22 protein-coding genes are annotated in these 19,481 nt (G+C 65.7%); 10 read left to right on the top strand and 12 right to left on the bottom strand.

Translation table 11 applies throughout. The features are described from left to right. Window positions 1-8: 8 nt before the first annotated feature. Together FKQ52_RS13095 and FKQ52_RS13090 are read left to right on the top strand one after the other, a co-directional pair. Window positions 9-656, top strand: a complete 648-nt coding sequence (locus FKQ52_RS13095) for a trimeric intracellular cation channel family protein (protein WP_141627592.1) — start codon at window positions 9-11, stop codon at window positions 654-656. A 149-nt stretch (window positions 657-805) separates the two neighbouring features. Beyond that, window positions 806-1,366, top strand: a complete 561-nt coding sequence (locus FKQ52_RS13090; RefSeq protein ID WP_141627591.1) for an HNH endonuclease — start codon at window positions 806-808, stop codon at window positions 1,364-1,366. 16 nt (window positions 1,367-1,382) lie between these two features. On the opposite strand, the gene FKQ52_RS13085 is transcribed toward FKQ52_RS13090, so the two are convergent. Together FKQ52_RS13085 and FKQ52_RS13080 are read right to left on the bottom strand one after the other, a co-directional pair. Next, entirely contained in the window at window positions 1,383-1,931 is a 549-nt protein-coding gene (locus FKQ52_RS13085; protein WP_141627590.1) for a lipocalin family protein, read from the bottom strand. A gap of 6 nt (window positions 1,932-1,937) precedes the next feature. Then, entirely contained in the window at window positions 1,938-2,324 is a 387-nt protein-coding gene (locus FKQ52_RS13080) for a hypothetical protein (RefSeq protein WP_141627589.1), read from the bottom strand. A 10-nt stretch (window positions 2,325-2,334) separates the two neighbouring features. Between FKQ52_RS13080 and FKQ52_RS13075 the strand changes: the two genes are divergently transcribed. After that, entirely contained in the window at window positions 2,335-3,171 is an 837-nt protein-coding gene (locus FKQ52_RS13075) for a transglutaminase family protein (protein WP_141627588.1), read from the top strand. Here FKQ52_RS13075 and FKQ52_RS13070 read toward each other — a convergent pair. From FKQ52_RS13070 to rpmB, 3 genes are all read right to left on the bottom strand, one after another. Next, window positions 3,140-4,879: a M1 family metallopeptidase gene (locus tag FKQ52_RS13070; protein WP_141627587.1), complete on the bottom strand. Its 1,740-nt coding sequence runs from the start codon at window positions 4,877-4,879 to the stop codon at window positions 3,140-3,142. The two genes, FKQ52_RS13075 and FKQ52_RS13070, sit on opposite strands and share 32 nt — an antisense overlap. Window positions 4,880-4,939: 60 nt before the next feature. Then, the gene (locus tag FKQ52_RS13065; RefSeq protein WP_141627586.1) at window positions 4,940-5,278 is read right to left on the bottom strand and encodes an MmcQ/YjbR family DNA-binding protein; all 339 of its coding nucleotides are present in this window, start codon (window positions 5,276-5,278) and stop codon (window positions 4,940-4,942) included. Window positions 5,279-5,363: 85 nt separating this feature from the next. After that, the gene (gene rpmB, locus FKQ52_RS13060) at window positions 5,364-5,660 is read right to left on the bottom strand and encodes a 50S ribosomal protein L28 (protein ID WP_141627585.1); all 297 of its coding nucleotides are present in this window, start codon (window positions 5,658-5,660) and stop codon (window positions 5,364-5,366) included. Between the two features lie 198 nt (window positions 5,661-5,858). Here rpmB and FKQ52_RS13055 point away from each other — a divergent pair, with 198 nt between their 5' ends. Beyond that, the gene (locus FKQ52_RS13055) at window positions 5,859-6,329 is read left to right on the top strand and encodes a DUF3617 family protein (RefSeq protein ID WP_240811649.1); all 471 of its coding nucleotides are present in this window, start codon (window positions 5,859-5,861) and stop codon (window positions 6,327-6,329) included. Between the two features lie 49 nt (window positions 6,330-6,378). On the opposite strand, the gene FKQ52_RS13050 is transcribed toward FKQ52_RS13055, so the two are convergent. Next, window positions 6,379-6,630 carry a hypothetical protein gene (locus tag FKQ52_RS13050; RefSeq protein ID WP_141627583.1) on the bottom strand — a complete coding sequence of 84 codons (252 nt, stop codon included), beginning with the start codon at window positions 6,628-6,630 and terminating at the stop codon, window positions 6,379-6,381. 98 nt (window positions 6,631-6,728) lie between these two features. Continuing rightward, window positions 6,729-7,673, bottom strand: a complete 945-nt coding sequence (locus tag FKQ52_RS13045; RefSeq protein WP_141627582.1) for a DUF808 domain-containing protein — start codon at window positions 7,671-7,673, stop codon at window positions 6,729-6,731. 134 nt (window positions 7,674-7,807) lie between these two features. Between FKQ52_RS13045 and FKQ52_RS13040 the strand changes: the two genes are divergently transcribed. After that, on the top strand, window positions 7,808-8,116 hold the full coding sequence (locus tag FKQ52_RS13040) for a PadR family transcriptional regulator (RefSeq protein ID WP_141627581.1): 309 nt from the start codon (window positions 7,808-7,810) through the stop codon (window positions 8,114-8,116). Further along, window positions 8,113-9,231 carry a hypothetical protein gene (locus tag FKQ52_RS13035; RefSeq protein WP_141627580.1) on the top strand — a complete coding sequence of 373 codons (1,119 nt, stop codon included), beginning with the start codon at window positions 8,113-8,115 and terminating at the stop codon, window positions 9,229-9,231. Before FKQ52_RS13040 ends, FKQ52_RS13035 begins: the two co-directional genes overlap by 4 nt. A 77-nt stretch (window positions 9,232-9,308) precedes the next feature. Here FKQ52_RS13035 and FKQ52_RS13030 read toward each other — a convergent pair whose 3' ends face one another. Both FKQ52_RS13030 and fdxA read right to left on the bottom strand, forming a co-directional pair. Further along, entirely contained in the window at window positions 9,309-9,848 is a 540-nt protein-coding gene (locus FKQ52_RS13030) for a CarD family transcriptional regulator (RefSeq protein WP_141627579.1), read from the bottom strand. A 340-nt stretch (window positions 9,849-10,188) separates the two neighbouring features. Beyond that, window positions 10,189-10,530, bottom strand: a complete 342-nt coding sequence (gene fdxA / locus FKQ52_RS13025; protein ID WP_141627578.1) for a ferredoxin FdxA — start codon at window positions 10,528-10,530, stop codon at window positions 10,189-10,191. A gap of 154 nt (window positions 10,531-10,684) precedes the next feature. Here fdxA and FKQ52_RS13020 point away from each other — a divergent pair, with 154 nt between their 5' ends. After that, window positions 10,685-11,314, top strand: coding sequence for a YceI family protein (locus FKQ52_RS13020; protein WP_141627577.1), 630 nt, complete (start codon window positions 10,685-10,687; stop codon window positions 11,312-11,314). On the opposite strand, the gene FKQ52_RS13015 is transcribed toward FKQ52_RS13020, so the two are convergent. Together FKQ52_RS13015 and FKQ52_RS13010 are read right to left on the bottom strand one after the other, a co-directional pair. Next, window positions 11,298-11,579, bottom strand: a complete 282-nt coding sequence (locus FKQ52_RS13015; RefSeq protein WP_141627576.1) for an RNA-binding S4 domain-containing protein — start codon at window positions 11,577-11,579, stop codon at window positions 11,298-11,300. The genes FKQ52_RS13020 and FKQ52_RS13015 overlap by 17 nt on opposite strands. After that, the gene (locus FKQ52_RS13010) at window positions 11,576-14,074 is read right to left on the bottom strand and encodes a helicase-related protein (RefSeq protein WP_141627575.1); all 2,499 of its coding nucleotides are present in this window, start codon (window positions 14,072-14,074) and stop codon (window positions 11,576-11,578) included. The genes FKQ52_RS13015 and FKQ52_RS13010 overlap by 4 nt, the downstream gene beginning before the upstream one ends. Window positions 14,075-14,777: 703 nt before the next feature. On the opposite strand from FKQ52_RS13010, the gene FKQ52_RS13005 reads away from it, so the two are divergent. The 3 genes from FKQ52_RS13005 (at window position 14,778) to FKQ52_RS12995 (ending at window position 18,395) form a co-directional block, all read left to right on the top strand. Next, window positions 14,778-16,880 (top strand): class I SAM-dependent DNA methyltransferase, encoded by a 2,103-nt coding sequence (locus tag FKQ52_RS13005; protein WP_168196860.1) that lies wholly within the window; start codon window positions 14,778-14,780, stop codon window positions 16,878-16,880. Beyond that, the gene (locus FKQ52_RS13000) at window positions 16,873-17,982 is read left to right on the top strand and encodes a restriction endonuclease subunit S (RefSeq protein ID WP_168196859.1); all 1,110 of its coding nucleotides are present in this window, start codon (window positions 16,873-16,875) and stop codon (window positions 17,980-17,982) included. The genes FKQ52_RS13005 and FKQ52_RS13000 overlap by 8 nt, the downstream gene beginning before the upstream one ends. A 149-nt stretch (window positions 17,983-18,131) precedes the next feature. Beyond that, entirely contained in the window at window positions 18,132-18,395 is a 264-nt protein-coding gene (locus FKQ52_RS12995) for a DUF3892 domain-containing protein (protein ID WP_141627572.1), read from the top strand. A gap of 44 nt (window positions 18,396-18,439) precedes the next feature. Here FKQ52_RS12995 and FKQ52_RS12990 read toward each other — a convergent pair whose 3' ends face one another. After that, window positions 18,440-19,471, bottom strand: coding sequence for a YafY family protein (locus FKQ52_RS12990; RefSeq protein ID WP_205750760.1), 1,032 nt, complete (start codon window positions 19,469-19,471; stop codon window positions 18,440-18,442). Between the last annotated feature and the right edge of the window lie 10 nt (window positions 19,472-19,481).

The raw sequence follows: 19,481 nt of genomic DNA, 5'->3' as shown, positions 1-19,481 counted from the left end.
TCGGACGCATGACGCCTCTGGTCGACCCCGCCATCGCCAATCCCGAGACGGTTCTCGGTGCGCTTGATTTCGCGGGCGTGGCCGTGTTCGCCGCGACCGGCGCGCTGGCCGCCGCGCGCCAGAAGCATGATCTCGTCACCTTCGCCTTCTTCGGCGCCATCACAGGCGTGGGCGGCGGGACGCTGCGCGACCTGCTGATCGGGGCCCCGGTCTTCTGGGTGCAGGACTGGCGCTACATCGCCGTCTGTCTGGCGGCATCGGTGGCGGTGTGGCTCGTCGGCGCGCGCCCCTGGCGGTTCCGGGCCCTGCTGTGGCTCGATGCCTTCGGACTGGCGGCCTATGGCGTGATGGGAGCGGCCAAGGCGGGGGCGTTCGGCATCGCGCCGCTGATCTGCATCGTCATGGGGGCGCTGACCGCCTGTTTCGGCGGGGTGGTGCGCGACCTGCTGGCGGGCGAGCCGTCGATCCTGCTGCGGCGTGAGATCACCGTTTCGGCGGCCCTGCTGGCGGCGACGGTGTTCGTGCTCGCGCGGGTGCTGGGTCTGGACCTGTGGCCGGCGGCCTTCGTCGGCGCCTCACTGGGCTTCGCCCTGCGCGCCGGGGCGCTGGTTTGGGGCTGGAGTCTGCCGGCGTTTCCGGGGACGGTCACGCGCTGATCGCCGCTCGGAGGGCGTCGCGAAAGCGTCGTCGTCCGGTCATCGCCAAGCCCACGAATCAGGGATACGGTTTGCTTGCCTGACTAGGGAAGGAGACGTGTCTTCAGTCCTGTCGCCTTGATAACCCTCCGTATCCCGGAGCGGACCTGATGCAGGTCCTCAGTCGTCCCCCTTCGGGCTGGCCCGCTCTGGTATTGAACGCCGACTTCCGGCCGCTTTCCTACTACCCGCTGTCGATCTGGCCGTGGGAGGAGGTGGTCAAGGCGGTGTATCAGGACCGCGTCGACATCGTGTCGGTGTACGACAAGGTCGTGCGCAGCCCGTCCATGGAAATCCAGCTGCCCAGCGTGATCGCGCTGAAGAGCTATGTGGATCAGGACCGGCAGCCCGCCTTCACCCGCTTCAACGTCTTCCTGCGCGACGGCTTTGTCTGCCAGTACTGCGGGGACTCCACCGAACTGACCTTTGACCACGTCATCCCGCGTTGTCGCGGCGGGCGCACGACGTGGGAGAACATCGTCGCCGCCTGCGGTCCCTGCAACCTGCGCAAGGGCGGCCGCACGCCCCAGCAGGCCCAGATGGCGATCCGCCGCGCCCCGCACCGCCCCAGCGCCTGGCAGCTTCAGGAGCATGGCCGTCGCTTCCCGCCGCACTACCTCCACCAGAGCTGGCTGGACTATCTGTACTGGGACATCGAGCTGGAGCCGTAGGGCGTTCCGGCAGCCGTCAGTGCAAGGTCGGGCGAACCAGCGACATGTCGTAGCCGAGTTCCTGCGCGCGCCTGTTAATCACAGCACGCTGCGCTTCAGAGGGGCGGGGCGTCCGGCTGAGGAGCCACAGGTAGCGGCCGGAGGGTTCGCCCACGATCGACCAGGAATAGTCGTCGGCGCGGTCCAGCACCCAGTAATCACCGACGTAGAAGGGGCCGAAGAAGGAGACCTTCAGCTTGGCGTTCTGGCTGCCCTCGACAACGCGGGCCCTGCCCTCCGAGACCTTCTGTTCGCCGTTCACGCCATCCTGTCGGCAGCTGTTGCGGACGCCGACAAGGCCGTCCGGTCGAAGGGTGTATTCAGCGATGACGCCCTCACATCCGCGTTCAAACCCGTTCTCGTAGCGGCCGATCTCATACCACAGTCCGGCATACCGGTTCAGATCGACGGGTTTGCCCGGCTGCGGAACCTCGGCATTGCCGACAGGCCCGCGTTGCAGTGTGGCGCAGGCCGTCAGGGCGAGTGCGGACAAGGCGATGATGGAGAAGCGAAGCGTGCGTTTCATGGCGGCCTAACGACGGGCCCCGGTCTCGTGTTCCGGCATGATGCCGGGGGCGCACGCCGCGACCTCCAGTTCCTCCCGGACGTGCTGGGAGTGCCGGAACAAGCTGTTGCGATGTGCTTTTCCGAGGGCATGTCCGAACATGTAGAAAGACTCCGCGCCCAGGCCGCCAGAGCGCGGTTGCTGCTGAAAGCCACCACCGATCCGATGACGGTTCGTCAGCTCACCGAATATGCCGAAGAGTGTGAGAGAAACGCCGACCTTATCGAGGCGCGCCAGACCAGGCTTCACTGACCCGGCTTTAACGGGGCGGGGCCGGCTGTCGCAGCCGCGATCGACGGCCAGACGGAACACCGCTCGAATCCCCACGTTGACGGCAAGCCACAGCCGCCGCATTCGAGCCCTCATGAAAATCCGCGTCCGCGCCGAACTCGTCTATCGCTTCGATCCTCCGACGGACGCCATCTACAAGATTCAGGTCGCGCACTGGCCCGGCCAGAATATCCTTGAGGAGCGGCTGGAGACGACGCCGCACGTCGACTTCATCGAGAACGAGGATGACGAGTTCGGGGCGCGGACGCTGCGGGCGCATCTGTCAGGCGAGGTGGCGCTGACCTATGAGGCGGTGGTCGACAACGGCGTTCTGAAGGGTCTGCCGCCGGTGACCGTGCAGCACGACTGGAATGACCTGCCGCCCGAGGTGCTGACCTATCTGTGGCCCAGCCGCTATTGCCCGTCGGACCAGTTCGGGCGGTTCGTGGAGCGGACCTTCGGCGGCACGGTCGGGGGCGAGCGGGTGTTGGCGATTCTGGAGTGGATCAAGGCCAATATCGACTATGAGCCGGGTGCGTCGGACAGCGAGACGACGGCGGCGCGGACCTTCATTGATCGGGCGGGCGTGTGCCGCGACTTCACCCATATGGGCATCACCCTGTGCCGGGCGTCGGGCATTCCGGCGCGGGCGGTCAGCGCCTATGCGCATCAGCTGACGCCGCCCGACTTCCACGCCATCTTCGAGGTCTGGTTGTCGGACGGCTGGTGGCTGGTCGATCCGACCGGGCTGGCCCCGGTCGAGGGTCTGGTGCGGATCGCCTGCGGCCGCGATGCCGCCGACATCGCCTTCCTGACCACGCAGGGGACCTGCAGCTTCGTGCGGCAGTCGGTGACGGCGGTTGCGGCGGACTGGAAACCCTTCCCGGAGGGAGAGGGGTCTAGCGCGTCATCTGCGCGCGCCACTCCGTGATGAAGTCCTGTTCGCGCAGCACCTTGTTCCGTGGGTCGATCAGAATGTGGGCGGTCGCGGGGGCGGTGATCTCGCCCCGGCCGCGGGTCATCGGCACATTGACCACCTGCCCGTCGACCTCGACCTCCACCGGCATGGGGAAGGTCTGGCCGTCACCGGTGACCCATTCCAGCCGCAGCCGGTCGCCCTCGCGTGTCTGGCGCAGGTCGGGCAGGGCGGCGTTGTAGAGATAGCCCTGGAAGAACCAGCCGTAATCGCGACCGGTCTCCTCGTTGACGATGGCCAGAAACTCGCGCGTCGTGGCGTAGCGGGTGGTGAAGTTGCCCGGGCGCGGATCAGGGCGGCCATAGACCAGCCGGGTGACCGAGCGGAAGAAGGCCTCGTCGCCGATCAGCAGGCGCAGGGAGTGCGCGATCAACGACCCCTTGTTGTAGATGTCGTTGCCCGGTCCGACGTCGCCCTTGTAGACCTCATCCTCGGACCTGGGCGTGCCGGACACCACCGGGAAGCGGTTGATCAGGCCGTTGCGCTGGGCCAGCAGTTCGGCCTGGAAATACTGCTCGCCGCGTAGCCAGCGCAGGTAGAGGGGCTGCATATAGCTGCCCAGCCCCTCGTGCAGCCACATGTCGTCGGCGTTGGCGTTAGTCATCTGGTTGCCGAACCACTCGTGCGCCAGCTCGTGGTGCAGCAGCCAGTCGTAGCCCTTGCCGTCCAGACGATACTCGTTGCCGTAGGCGTTGATCGTCTGGTGCTCCATGCCCAGATGCGGGGTCTCGACCACGCCCATCTTCTCGTCGCCGAAAGGGAAGGGACCGACGGTGGATTCGTAGAAGTCCATCATGGGCCGGAACTCGGCGAACAGGGCGCGGACATTGGCCGGGTCATCGCCGCGCAGGTACCAGTAGGACATCGGGATCGTGTTGCCGAAGCGGCTGCGATAGGCCTCGGTGATCTCCTCGTACGGCCCGATGTTCAGGGCGATGGCGTAGGTGTTCGGATTGGCCGCCGACCAGTTCCAGGTGGTCCAGCCGTCGCCGTGGTCGACCTTGCCGAGGAAGCGCCCGTTGGACGGGGCGGCGAGGTCGGACGGAATGGTGATGTGCAGGTCCACGCGGCCCGGCTCGGCCAGCGGGCTGTCGATACAGGGCCAGAAGATGTCGCAGCCCTCGCCCTGAACGGCGGTGGCGATCCACGGCTGGCCGTCGGTGGTGGTGGACCAGACGAAGCCGCCGTCCCACGGCGCGCGCGGCGCGACGCGCGGAGCCCCGGCGTAGGCGATGCGGATCTGGACCTTGTCGCCGGCGGCGAGGCCGCGGCCCAGATCGATCCAGAGACGGCCCTCCGGGTTGCGCCAACCGCCTTCGCCCTGTTCGACCTCGCGTCCGTCCACCTGAACCGAGGAGATGGTCAGCAGGGTGTCCAGTTCGACCGGCAGGATGCTGAGCGGGGCGGTGGCGGTGAAGTCCAGGACGGCGACCCCCTCGATGGACTGTTCATCCGGGATGATCCTGAGCGACAGGTCAGCCTTGTCGAAGCGGACGGCCTCCTGTTCCGGGGTGCGCGGCTGGTCGGTGGCGAGGGTGAACCCGGTCGATTCGCGGGTGGGCTTCGGCTCGGCGACCGGGGTGTCCTGCGCGACGGCGGGCGCGGCCGTCAGGGCCAGAAGCGAGACGCCCAGCAGGGCGACGCGGCGGACGGATTTGGACATGGAACAGATCCCCGGCGAACAGGTGGGCAGACTGGCGGGGAGGGGCGGTTCACGCAACCGTCAGGACACGAAGCCGTGCGCCTTTCGCTGGGCCTTCGTCGCCCGCCGGGCCCAGGCCTTGTCGATCTGCTCGCGCAGCCTGTCGTCGTCGGCGACGTCGTAGTGGACCAGAACGGCGGGCCAGCCCTCGAAATGCGGGGTCTGGAAATAGGTCCGGGGCTCGGTCGCCATCAGAAACGCCACCGTCTCCCGATCCAGAGCGAGGGCCAGCGCGGTCGGGTCGGCGTTGTCATTGACGATCCAGTGGCCGCGCATGCGGATGCAGCGCCCGCCGTGCAGGGTCGAATCCTCCGCCCCGGGGCGGCTCAGGGCATAGGCGAACATCTCGTCGCGCGTCATGGGCGCAAGGATGCGCTGTATTTCGCGCAAAGCAAAAGGGCCGGTGTTTCCACCGGCCCCTTCAAAAGTCGTGCAGCGGCCTCGCTTAGGCGGCGGCTTGCTCGGCCAGCTTGGCCTTGACCTGACGCTTGATGCGCTGTGCGGCGACCGACAGCTGCTCGTCGCGGGCCTTGACGATGAAGGCGTCCAGGCCGCCCTTGTAGTCGAGGGTGCGCAGGGCGGCGTTCGAGATACGCAGCGAGAAGGTCTGACCCAGGGCGTCCGAGGTCACCTTGACGGCCTTCAGCGACGGCAGGAAGCGGCGCTTGGTCTTGATGTTCGAGTGGCTCACGCTGTTGCCGACCATGGGGCCGATACCGGTGAGTTCGCAACGACGCGACATCTGACTATCCTTCGGAGCGGTCCGCGACGGGCGCAGACGCATGAAACAGGTGCGCGCTAGACACCGTCCAGCGCGAGAGGTGGGGCGTATAGAGGAAGAGTCCGCGAGGCGTCAAGGCGTAGGACCGTTCAGCCTCCGTTCAATTGCCGCCATATATCCACTTTACCCATGACCGAACCAGTCGCCCGAGGGGCAAGGATGAAGACCGCACTGACCCGAGCCGCCGCCATCGCCGTTCCCGCGATCGCCGGCGCCCTGTTCCTGGCCGCGCCCGCGACGCCGCAGGCGGCCATGACCGTTCAGCAGAACGGAGACACCGTCCTGCCCGGCTATTGGGAATATACGACCAGCGCCGTGGGCGTTCGCGACACCGAGCAGAAATGCGTGCGGCCCAGCGAGATCAACCGATTCTTCGGTGGCCTGTCGACGCGCCGGTGGAGCTGTACCTATCCGGTGCGGCAGGTCGGCAACGGCAACGCCCGATTCGAGGGGACCTGCACCGACCGCAAGAACCGCCGGGTGAACGTGCGGCTGAACGGCACCTACACCCAGCAGAGTTTCAGCTTCCGCGGCGGGGCCCAGCTGGCGCGCGGCACGCCCTATCTGCCCGCCTCGATCACCGCCCGTCGCATCAGCGCGACCTGCCCGGCGAACGCGGAATATTTCTGACGGAAGACAGCCTCCCGCCGTCGATGCGACGGCGGGAGGACATGCGGTCTTACCAGTAGCCGCCCGGGCACTCGCCGACCGCCGTCGCGACCACATAGGCCGAAGACGAGCCGTGCAGCGTGCCGGAGCCGACGTTGCCGTTGACGCAGCGATCCAGCTGATGGCCCACAACGGTCGTGTAGGTCGCGTCGCTGTAATAATATTTTTCGTAAAGCAGACCCGGCGGAAGCGCCGAGGCGGCGCCAGCCAGACCCGCGACGGCCACACCCGCCGCGAGTGCAAGAGACTTGATCAGTTTCATGTCAGACCCTCCGTTGATGAAGGTCCGCATTCGCGCAAACAGTTGCGCGTCTGTACAATCTGAAATTGAGTTATTGGGTAACTTTCCCGTGTTGAGGGTCAGTGCGCCGCGCCGGGCTTCAGGCGTCCGACCTGATGCAGAACAAGGGCGACCACGCCGCCGATGACGACGCCGATCACGGCGGAGATCAGGGCGGTGACCAGCCAGCCAAGGAGGCCGCCGACGGGCCCGGTGGCGTGGGCGACGGCGTGAGCCAGGTGCTCGACAGGCACGGCCGGCCAATGCAGGCCCAGTTCGTGCGCGCCGTGCATCACGATGCCGCCACCGACCCACAGCATGGCGAAGGTGCCGATGACGGACAGGGCCGCCATGATCACCGGCATGCCCTTCACCAGTCCGCGGCCAATGGTCTGGCTGAGACGCGAGGGCTTCTGCGCCATGTGCAGGCCGATATCGTCCATCTTCACGATCAGGCCCACGGCGCCGTAGACGATCACGGTCATCGCCAGGCCGACGACCACCAGCACGCCCGCCTGCGTCCACAGAGGCCGGTCGGCCACATCGTTCAGGGCGATGACCATGATCTCCGCCGACAGGATCAGATCCGTGCGAACCGCGCCGGAGACGGTCTTCTTTTCCAGGTGGGCGGGGTCATCGGAGGTTTCCTCGGCCTCACCGTGATGACCGCCGCCGAACATCTCCATCAGCTTCTCGGCGCCCTCGAAGCAGAGATAGGTTCCGCCCAACATGAGGATCGGCGTCAGGGCCCAGGGCGCGAAGGCGGTCAACAACAGGGCGATCGGCAGGATAAGCAACAGCTTGTTGCGTATGGACCCCACGGCGATCTTGCCGATGATCGGCAGTTCGCGACTGGGCGACAGGCCGGTGACGTATTTGGGAGTGACCGCCGCATCGTCGATGACGACGCCCGCCGCCTTGGCCCCCGCCTTGCCCGCCGCCGCGCCGACATCGTCAATCGACGCCGCCGCCAGCTTGGCGATCCCCGCCACGTCATCGAGCAAGGCGATAAGTCCGGAGGGCATGGGCTGTCTGTCTATACGAGGGAGGAGGGCGGCAGGCGTAGGGCAGGCGTGGGCGATTGTCGATTGGTGGCGCTCAAACCGCGTTCAAGCCCAAATGGGTTGACTTAATTCTACATAGGTAGATTTATTGGGAAATGACCCGTCAGCGATCCCTTTCTCCCGCAGCCCGGCGCGTTCTCCAGGCGCTCACCGATGCCGGCCCCGCCGGGCGTCACGGCTATGATCTTTGCCGGGAGGCGGGCATCAAGTCCGGCACCCTCTATCCCCTGCTGATGCGGCTGGAAGCGCAGGGCTATCTCGCCGCCGACTGGCAGGTTGTGGATATGCCGGGGCGTCCACCACGCCATGTCTACAGGCTCACGGCTGAAGGACGGACGCTGGCGGCAGGGAACCCGGTCATCGAACCGAAAGACGCAGGCTTACCCGACGGCAGGCCGGCATGAGATTTCTGGCCACCGCTATTCTGCGGCTTTGCTGTCAGCTGCTGCCGCCGGACAAACGGCCGTGGGGTCGGGCTGCGTTCGGCGAGTTGAGCGCTATCGAGCGTCCCGGCGAGGCGCTGTCGTTCGCACTGGGCTGTCTGGCGTGGGCGACGCGGTATGCGGTCGTCGCCCGTCCCTCATTTTTGTTGAACAGGAAGGATCATGCCGTGACGTCCCCACATATCATTTCCGGCTCCCGGGCGGTCGCACTCTCGTGCGCTGCGGCGGCCGCGACGCTGGGCATGATTTACATGGCCATGGGAGGTGCTCCGTCCCGGTACCTGATGATAAACGCAGCGGCCTTCGCTTTCGGCCTGACTGTGCTCGGGATCCTGGCCCTGGCCGACCGGCGGCGGCATCTGCCCGGCCGTAGCCTTGTCCTGGTGTCGGGCGCGGCCTTGTTGGCGACGGCCCTGTTTGGAGTGCGTATCGACGGGATTTCGCGCTGGCTGGCCTTGGGGCCGCTGACGATTCAGCCGTCAATGATGCTCCTGCCGCTGATGATGGTCCTGTTCGCCCGGTATCGGGATGCGCTGTCCCTCTTCGGGATCGCGCTTGCGGCGCTGGCGCTCGCACTACAGCCGGATCGGGGAATGGCGGGGGCCTTGGTCGCCGGATTGGCCGTCCTGGCGTTCACCCGCCCGAACCGCAATGTGCTGTCGGCGCTGGCCTTCGCCGTAGTCGGGTTCGCCGCCACGGTCGCGCAGGCGGATCCGTCGCCGGCGATGCCGTTTGTAGACCGGATATTCTATTCGTCGTTCAGCGTTCATCCTCTCGCCGGAACGGTCGTTCTCCTTGGGGCGGCGCTGCTGATCGTGCCGGTGTTCGCCGTTCGTGGGCCGGGGGCGCCGGAGACGGCGGTGTTCGGCGCGGTCTGGGCGGCGCTCATCGTCGCTGCGGCGCTCGGTAACTATCCGACGCCGATCGTGGGGTACGGCGGCAGCGCCGTCATCGGCTATCTGATTGCCTTGGTGAGCTTCCCCCGCCGCGCAGGACCGGTTGGCTCTCCGGAGCAGGGCGTCGCACCCGCGCGCTCGTCCGGCGATGACTGCTCGCCGTATCTGGCGACGGTGTAGGCGCATCGGCCTCCTCGCAAAGCAAAAGGCCCGGGATCGCTCCCGGGCCTTCTGTCTGTTGAGCGATGCGCGTCTGATCAGGCGGCTTCGGCCTCGGCGGCCGGGGCGGCGGCCTTCTTGGCGCTGAGCGACTTGCCCAGCAGCTCGACGGCGGCGTCCTTGTCGATCTTGTTGGCGGCGGCGACTTCGCGAGCCATGCGGTCCAGGGCCGACTCGTACAGCTGACGCTCCGAGTAGGACTGTTCCGGCTGGCTGTCGGCGCGGTGCAGGTCGCGGACCACTTCGGCGATCGAGATCAGGTCGCCCGAGTTGATCTTGGCTTCGTATTCCTGGGCGCGACGCGACCACATGGTGCGCTTCACCCGGGCGCGGCCCTTCAGTGTCGTCAGCGCCTTGGTGACGACATCGTCCGCGGCCAGCGAGCGCAGGCCGGCGGTTTTCGCCTTCTTGGTCGGGACGCGCAGGGTCATCTTCTCGTGGTCGAAGGTCACGACATAGACCTCCAGCGACATGCCCGCGACTTCCTGGGTCTCGACCGCCGCTACCTTGCCGACGCCGTGCGCCGGGTAAACGACCGCGTCGCCAACCTTGAATTCCAGACCAGTCTTGCTCGTCATGTCACTTCCTTTCCCGGCTCAGCGGGAGGGGAGAGGCGAAGGCGCACGGACAATAGAATAACACCCGCCGGAAACTCGCCCCGTCGGAGATGTCGGTCTGGTCGTCAAATGCGGAAACGGATCACCCAACCTCTGGCCGATCCCACTTTCATGAGTGGGATTCTGTCGCAAACGCGGGCGGCGCGAAGATTTCGCATACCGCCCGACCCAATGACAGTAACCTATCACAAATCTGCGGAATTTCAAAACGTCCACAGCGTCAGTGTGGAGATGGCTGGAAATCCTCGCCGGAAAGCGGCAGCGCGATGTGAATCGTTCGCTGATCAGGCCATCGGCGAAGTCAGGAACCCGTGCCGGGCTTGGGCGAGAAATATTTCTCGTATTTGCCGGTCTCGCGCTCGAACTGCTCCTTGTCTTCCGGCGGCGTGCCCTTGACCGTGATGTTCGGCCAGACCTTGGCGTATTCGGCGTTGATCTGCAGCCACTTGCCGTCGGGCTCGTCCTCGGTGTCCGGAACGATGGCGTCGACCGGGCATTCCGGTTCGCAGACGCCGCAGTCGATGCACTCGTCCGGGGCGATGACCAGGAAGTTCTCGCCCTCATAGAAGCAGTCGACCGGGCACACCTCGACGCAATCCATGAATTTGCAGCGGACGCAGGCGTCGGTGACGATGTAGGTCATGGGCGGGGGGCAGGCGTTTCGGTAAGGGGCGCGGGACGCGCAGATGACCCCGGCCAGCCGAACTGTCAACCGGATGGGGCGTTTGGGGGTTGCAGTGACGGTGTCACGGGCTATTTAGTATCCATCACTCTTACAGATTTACCGGAGTCTCCCCATGCGTCCCTTTCTTCGTTACGCCGCCGTCGGTGTCGCCTCCATCGCCCTGCTGACCGGCGGCGCGGTGGTCGCCCAGACCGTCCTGACCAAGGTTCCGTCGGAAGTCACCGCCGGCGCGTACAAGCTCGATTCCTCGCACGGCAACATCACCTGGTCGGTCGATCACATGGGCTTCTCGACCTACACAGGCCAGTTCGTGAACGTGCAGGCCGAACTGAGCCTCAACACCTCCAACCCGTCCGCCTCGACCCTGACCGCGACCATCCCGCTGAAGGATGTGCTGACCGGTAGCGAGGGGCTCAACAATCACCTGCAGACCGCCGACTTCTTCGACACCGCCAACCACCCGACCGCCACCTTCGTCTCGCGCTCGGTGACGGTGGACGCCGATGATCCGAACGAGGCGACCGTGGTCGGCGACCTGACCCTACGCGGCGTGACCAAGCCGGTGACCATCGAGGTCGAGTTCAATCAGGCCGGTCCGTCGATGGGCAACACCTACAAGGCCGGCTTCGACGGCGAGGCGACCATCAAGCGGTCGGACTTCGGCATCACCTACGGCATCCCGATGGGCCTGGGCGACGAGGTCAAGCTGCACCTCGAAGGCGAGTTCATCCTTCAGCAGTAAGGGCGTACAGGGTGCGGGCCTCTTCCGGAGGTCCGCGCCGTTCGCCGAGGGCCAGTACCTCGAGGTCGAACAGCCGCCCGCCGAGGGCGAACACCAGACGGTCGCCGGGGTGGACCGAGCGGCTGGCCTTGTCGAGACGAACCTGCTGGCCGTGATGGGTCAGGCGGACGGCGCCCTTCTCCACCATCGTCGCCGCCAGCGTCCGCGTCTTCGCGAACCGCGCGCGCCAAAGCCAGACATCAATACGACAGGCCGGTTCGCTCAACGCGGGGCCGCCTTGCGCCGCGGGCGTTTGCGGCGCGGCGGCTCCGGCTTTGCCGCGGGTGGGGGCGCGGTCAGGGCGGCCAGCGCCGCGAAAGGCGAGTCCTTCACCGGCTTCGGCGCCTTGCCCGGAGGTTCCGGCTGCTGGGCGCGCACGGTCTTCAGGCCCGCGAACAGGGCTCTCGCCTCATCGGCGGTGACGCCGAGCTCGCGCAGATCCTTGTCTGAAAGCCTGCCTTCCCCCTTTGTGCGGCGCTCGGTCAGCGCTTCCAGCAGATCAACCGGCGCGGCGAAGCGACCGACCGCGCGCAGGCCGAAGGCGGACAGCAGGCGCGGCGGGGGCGGCGGCTCGGGCAGGATGCTGAGGCCCGTCGGCTTCGGCCGGAACGCCTCGCGCGCCATGAAGGCCTGTGCGGTGATGCGGGCGCGCTCTTTCAGCAGGGCCGGTTGCCAGACGGAGTGAGCGCCGACGCGGATGCCGAACTCCTTCAAGGTGCGGCGCTCGGCCTGACTGAGGGCCGCCAGATCGCGCTCGACCTCACGGCGGTCGATGATCCCGCCGGACTCCAGCAGGCGGAAGGCGAGGCCGCGCGGCAGCCCCTTCAGCGTGCCGTTCTCGACCACGGTCTTGAGGCGACGGAGGGGACGAAGGGCGCGCCCGGACTCGCCCGCCAGCCAGGCTTCCAGCCGCTTCGTCGCCCGCTCGCGCGCGGCCAGCGCGCCGAGGTCGCCCAACAGCCGGATGCGCGGCGTGAAGGGCTCGCCGCCGATGATCACTCCCGCCTGCACGCCGCGCCACAGCACGGCGCCGTCGGGCGTGACGGAGAAGGCCTCGTCCGGCTCTGAAGCAAGCTGCCCCAGCCGCTTGGCGATCTCGGGCGTGACCGCCTGACGAGCGGCGTGGCGCAGGGCGCGGTCCTCCAGCGCCGTGGAGCCCTTGTCGATCTGGAAGTCGATCCCGGCCAGATGCCCGACGGCGTGGCCTTCGACGATGACCTCGCCGGTCTCCGCCTCGACCTGGGCGATCGCATCGCCGCGCACGTTCAGGGCCTGCATCAGGGCGGTGGTGCGACGATCCACGAAGCGGGCGGTCAGCCGTTCGTGCAGGACGTCTGACAGCCGCTCCTCCAGCGCCTTGGTGCGGTCGCGCCAACCCTGCGCCTGATCCAGCCAGTCGGGGCGGTGGGCGATGTAGCTGAGGGTGCGGACGCCGCTCAGGCGGGCCGATAACTGGTCGATCTGGCCATCGTCGCGATCCAGTTCGGCGAAGCGGGGCGCGATCCAGTCCTCGGTCAGACGACCGCGTTTGCCGGTCAGGGCCTGGAAAATGTCCTTGGCCAGCCGCCCGTGTTCATCCAGCGTCGTCTTCTGGAAGTCGGGCAACTGGCACGCCTCCCACAGCCGCATGATGGCGCCGCGTGAGCGGCCGATACGGGCGACCTCCTCGTCCTTGATCAGGCGGCGCAGCAGGGTCTCGTCCAGCGCGGGCGCGGTCAGGTTCAGCCCCTTCACACCCGGCGTCACCACCAGCGAGCGCAGCAGGTCGTTCAGGGTGTCGAAGTCCAGCCGGGCGTTGCGCCATTCGGCGCTCTCGACGGGGTCAAAGCGGTGCTCGACCACCTGCTCGACCAGATCGGGGTCCAGCTCCAGCGCCTCGCCCGTTACGCCGAAGGTGCCGTCGCGCAGGTGGCGGCCCGCCCGTCCGGCGATCTGGCCGATCTCCGTGGCGTGCAGCCAGCGGGTGCGGCGGCCGTCGAACTTCCGCAGCCCCGCGAAGGCGACATGGTCCACGTCCATGTTCAGCCCCATGCCAATGGCGTCGGTGGCGACCAGGAAGTCGACTTCGCCGGACTGGAACAGTTCGACCTGGGCGTTGCGGGTGCGGGGCGACAGGCTGCCCATGACCACGGCGGCGCCGCCGCGCTGGCGCCGGATCAGTTCGGCGATGGCGTAGACCTGCTCGGTCGAGAAGGCGACGACGGCGCTGCGGCGGGGCAGGCGGGTCAGCTTCTTTGACCCCGCATAGGACAGGACCGACAGGCGATCCCGCGAGACGATCTCCGCATCCGGAACCAGAGACCGGATCAGCGGCGCCATGGTCCCGGCGCCCAGGAACATGGTCTCCTCACGACCGCGGGCGTGCAGCAGGCGTTGTGTGAAGACGTGGCCGCGCTCCGGATCGGCGACCAGCTGAATCTCGTCCACCGCCAGAAACTCGACCGTCCGTTCCAGCGGCATCGCCTCGACCGTGCAGACGAAATAGTGCGGCCGGTCGGGGACGATCTTCTCCTCGCCGGTGATCAGGGCGACCTTGGCGGCGCCGCGCTGCCTGACGATGCGGTCGTAGATCTCGCGCGCCAGCAGGCGCAGCGGCAGGCCGATCATGCCGGACGCATGACCCAGCATCCGCTCGACCGCCAGATGGGTCTTGCCGGTGTTCGTGGGGCCCAGGATCGCCGTTACGCGCGACGGGGCCCGGCCTGTGCCGCGATCACTCATCTTATGGATAAAGGTGGCCTTTCCGGCGCGGTTCCTCAAGCGGGAGTCTCGCGGACGTGACCGGGGTAAATGCGAAGCTGTGCAGGGGCGGAACAGGCGCGAAACGAATCAGGACCGAATCGGTGACACGGCCCGATTCGGGATTTGTTCCCTACAAGATATTGTATCTTAAGGCCGATTAACCACAATCGTTCTCGGGCGGCTCGCGCAACCTTTGTGTCGCCGCAAGTTAAGAGTGTCACGTTTCCAAGCTAAGGCTGTCGAAAGTGACCGATGGCCGCGCGTTCGGAGCGGAGATGGGCAGTCGGATCAATATGATCGGTCTGCCTCTTGTCAGAGCAGATGCTCGACACTCTTAACTTGGGAGCTCGCGCTGGTCGAAGCCCGCTTCTGACTCGTTGCGGACCCTCAGCACGACCGGTTTAAGGATGTTGCTCTGTCACCGAATGGAAAACGGATCCATCAAGTCATGTCAGACGGCTGGCCGGCGTTTGACCGCGCGATTTGGCCGCCCGGTTTCCTGATCTGAGCGACACCCCTTGCCGAGCGCGGCTGACGCTTTGAGCGCCGACGATGGGTGAACCCCGCAGGCCTCCAGTCCTAGATCGCCAGGTGCCAGTATCAATTGGGCTGAGTGCCGTGAAATTACCTCTTCGCGGCGGACGCGACCATGCCTAAAGCGAGGGCAGTGAGGGAGCGGATCTTGGCGCGTTCGAAAACTGAAGAGCTGAAACAGCGGGGCGAGGGCAAACCGTACGGCCCCTACCGCTTCCTCAACATCGGCGGGACCACCCTCAAGGCGCTCAAGGAGCGTGGCCTCATTCCCCAGCACGACTACAGCGGCTCGGAATCCCGCAAGCCAGACGCACTCATCCTCGACGATCGCGGCGCCAACACCCGGGTGGTGGCGAGCATCGAATACAAGGACGATCTATACGCCGACGACGGCGTCAAGCAGGCCGCGACAGTTGGTGCCCTCCTTAAGGCCAAGGTCTGCCTGACCACGGACAACGCCCAGACCAACTGGTTCCTGCCGGACGGGGAGGGAGGGTTCCAGTCCATCCTCGACGAAGGCGGGCAGAACTATTCCAAGCTCTGGGTGTCACCAGACGCCAGCGTCAGTGCAGAAGTGATCGCGGCCTCCCAGGCAGCGATCGAGGAAGTCGATCAGCGGTTGCGCGACGATCGGATCGTGCCCGAGCGGACCCTGAACCCGTCCGCGCTAGCGCGATCGGTCTGGCAGGACATTTACACCGCAGGCGATCACCCCACGCCCGAGCGGGCGCTGGCGACCTTCGTCGAGATCTTCATGTTTAAGTTCCTGTCCGATCTCGGCGTCCTCACCGAGGACCGAAAGGGTCACGAGATCTCGTTCGACGACGTCCTCAAGCGCAGCGACGACAAATGCCTGCGCTACTACACCGACGTCGTACGTCCCTACGTCAAAGAGACCCTCTTTCCGCCCGGCGAGGACGGCACCACCATCCTCAACGGCTTCGCCTTCGACGCTGAGAACACCGACCACAACCACGTTTTCAAGCGCGTCTTGAAGAAGTTCCGCGCCTTCGAACAAGACAAGATCAACGGGGGTCCGCTTCTAGAGATCGACAGGGAGTTCAAAAGCCGGCTGTTCGAGGAATTCCTGAAGGGCAGCGTCGGCCAACGCTCCCTTGGGCAGTTCTTCACGCCGCGTCGCCTGATGGGGGCGATTGTCGATATGGCCGAGGTCGAGAAGCTGCCCGAGGGTGCCCGGGTCGTTGACCCCGCCTGCGGCGTCGGGGGCTTCCCCCTCGAGACGGCCGCGCGGCGCGCTCGGCTACTCGGCAAAAGCGATTTCAACGTCGTGATGAAGGGCAAGACGCCGACCCTCGAAAGCACCATCGAGTACCGGGCGTTCGACAAGGGCAGCAACCAGACGGAGTCGCTCGCCATCATCTTGGCGAAGGCGAACTTCGTCATCTACCAAAGCCACCTTCTCAAGGCGTTTCCCCACGCCACCCAAGCGTTGGCGGGGGCGTTCAACGAGATTTTTCGCGCCTATTCCGACAGCAGCCTAGGCTCGCTGGCGGAGATCAATGAGGGGTCCGCCCATCTCATCTTGTCCAATCCACCGTATGTGGCGAGCGGTGCCCGTAATCTGAAACTGGCCGCCGAGCGCGCAGCAATCGACTATTCGGCGGGTGGCAAGGGCGTCGAGGCCATGTTCTTGGAGAAGATGGTGCGGGAGCTTCGCCCAAACGGGCGCGCCTTCATCATCATTCCCGACGGGATTCTGCTCAGGGGACAGGCTTCCGACCACAAGCTGCGCGCTTGGATCGCCCGGATGTGCACCGTGGACGCGCTCATTTCCCTGCCAGTAAAAACCTTCTTCGCCACACCCAAGAAGACCTATGTTCTGGCGCTGACGCGCAAGCCTGACCCGACGGTTGTGCAGACGCATCCGGTGTTCGCCTATCTGGTCAAGGACATCGGCGAAACGCTCGACGCGCAACGCTTTTCGACGACGATAAATGACTTGCCAGACATGGCTAGGCGGTTCCGGCAGTTCGTTGCGATCAAGGCCGATCTCCAAGCCGATCCCCCGCCTGGCGTCGAGCTCGTCACGCCCAAGGCCAAATACATCCCGTTCGGCGAACTGGTCGGCGGCCGGGATTGGGCGGTTGATCGCTTCTGGACCAAGGCGGAAAAGGTCTCGCTGGGTCTGCAGGAGGAGGCGGTGGAGATTACGGAGGAGGACTTTTACGCCGAGCTCAAGTCGGTCCGGGACAAGATCGACGATCTTCTCAAGGCGCGCGACGATGGCTGAGTTCAAGGAGTTTTCGATCCGGGAGCTGTTCGACATCGTCTACGGCAACGGCGAACTCACGAAGGCCCATATTCACGCGCACCCTGGTCCCCATCCCGTGTTCGGTGCCAGCGCCGACCCTTCGAAGACTGCAGGCTCGATCGACAGCTTCGACTTCGACGCCGACGCCCTGTCCTTCGTGCGGATCGGCTACGCGGGCCACGTCGCCCTGCGTCAGGCGCCGTTCTCGGTGACCTGCAACGTCCTTGTGCTCAAGCCTAAGTCGGAATGGGCCAAGGCCATCCACCTGCGGTATTTCGTGCCGGTGATCTCGGCGGCCTTCCGCGTGGTCGCGACCGGCCGCTTCAAAGAAGACGGGCGTCAGGATTATACGCAGATCAACCAGGCCATGGCCTTGGCCGCGACGATTTCGGTGCCGGTGGATGCCGATGGGAGGCCGGACCTCCCGGCGCAGATGCTTCTGGCGGATCGTTATGACCGGCTCGCGGGTATTCGGTCGAACTTGTCAAAGACGGCCGAAGACCTTTCGGCGCTAAACTTCGGCTTGGAACTCCGGGACGTGGAGGTTGCGGAGATCTCGCTCGAGGAAGCGTTCGACGTCAGGAAGGGTGTCTCGACCTATACGGAGAAGTTCGCCTTGGCTAACGTCGGGTCCTATCCCCTGTACACGGCCGCCACGCGCAATGTGAAGCCGGCCCTGATCAACACCTTTGATCACGAGGTGGAGGCGCTGCACTACACGACTGAGGGCGCGCACGCAGGCACCGTATTCCATCGCCCGAAACACCGGTTCGCCATCAGCGGACATGCAGGTATTCTCACCCGTAAGCGGGCGGACATATCCTACGCTTACGCCCTGAGAGAAGTCAGCCGCGTGTTCGCGGGTGAGGGATTCAGGTGGGCCAGCAACACCCCGTCGAAAAACAAGATTCGGGACCTGCGTCTCCGGTTCCCGGTCACCGCGGACGGTGCCTTCGACTTGGTGGCCCAAGAGGCGATCGCCACCCGGATGCGCAAGCTGGACGCGCAGCGAGAAGCGACGGTGGACGCCCTGCAACGGCTCGCCAAGGCCGAAGTGATTTTCGACGCTGTCCCTGCCTAGTCGGCGACGCTCCTTAGCCGGGCGGGCCGGGACGAGATGACGGGCCGTACAGGTCCGTCGCATCCCGACTATGTCGGGGGTGACAGGTTTTGTCGCGCACGCCTGCGAACGTCGGCGGGTCAACAACACCTCCCGAAAGGAAACGCCCCATGGCGACGCGTTATGTAACCAAGTCCGGTAAAGACAAGGACGGCGACATCACCAAGCTGTGCAACAACGGTGAGATCTGGTCGCCTCGGCTTAAGGCGGATGCGATCCGCGACATCGAGAACCGCGACCACGAATATTGGGTCAACTGGACCGATGGCCAGAAGACCCAGGTCAAGGTCGTCAACGGCTCAACCGGCAAATACTTGCGCACTCAGCGCGACGGTTCGACCAAGAACAATCTCGACGATCTGCCGGACTGCTGACCTCGACGGCCGGCTCGGCGCCCGCGCGCCGGCCGGCCTTTTCTTCACGGCATGGACGGAAAGTCGGGCCGGCGGTGATCCTTCACCATAAAGCGCAAGCTCTCCGGCTCCAGCACCTCGACCTTGTCGCCCCAAGTGTAGAGATGCCAGCACATCTCCAGATGGCCCGAGGCCTCGAACCTCACAATCAGAGAGCCGTCTGGCTGGTCCTCGAACACCTGGGTCGGGTGGAATTCGTAACGCCGCGCGCGCCGCGCCGCCTCTGGCGTGAACCGCCAGACAACCGGCCCATGTTCGCCGTCACTCTCATAAGATCCGAAGGCTCGCTCGGAATGAACACGAAGACTGAAATCAGTATCGAGGGCGAAGCTGTCAGGGAGGACTTCGGCCGCCTCGATATCCTCGACTCGGTAGTGCCGCAGGTTGGAGCCCGGCTTGGACAGATCACGCGCCACGAGGTACCGGCGCACGCCGAGCAGCAGGCCGTGGGGCGCGACGATGCGTTCGCGAGGTGCCGCCTCGCTACGGCTCCGATAGAGCATCTTCAGCTGGAACGGTCCCTTCAGCGCTTGGGACAAGGCGGCGTCGATCGGTGCGCGCGTGGCCAAGCGTGGACCCGGCCGCGTCGCATGACCCAGAGCCTCGAGCAGGGCTTCCTCGTCCGCTTCCAGCCTGACGCTCACGCCGGGCGGAATGAGGGAGCGGACCTTATAGTCGAGGGTGCGAAGATGCACGGCCTCCGCGCCCATGCCACAGCGTTTGAGCTCGTCGATTCCGGCCTTGATGGAAACCAGCTCATCGGCGGAAGGCGTCAGGAGCGGTGCGACCGGTCGCGAAGGAAGCACCCAGCGCAAGGTCCGATCGTCGTCGACCCGAACCTCCACGGCCGGGAAGCAATCCTCAAGGGCCTTGGTCATGCGCTGGGCGGTGCGGCGGTGGCAGCCGAACTCCTGTTCGATGTCCTTCAGGCTGACGCCGCGGCGGCTCGCCGCCATGAGGGCGAGCCGGACCAGTTCAGTAGCCTTATGGAACGACATGCCGACCTCACGGGTGACAAGCTGAACAATACTACCCATGGTGTATCGC

The sequence above is a fragment of the Brevundimonas sp. M20 genome (assembly GCF_006547065.1).
GTDB lineage: Bacteria > Pseudomonadota > Alphaproteobacteria > Caulobacterales > Caulobacteraceae > Brevundimonas.
The sequence above is the reverse complement of the archived record's forward strand: the minus strand, read 5'-3'. Positions and strand labels throughout refer to the sequence as shown.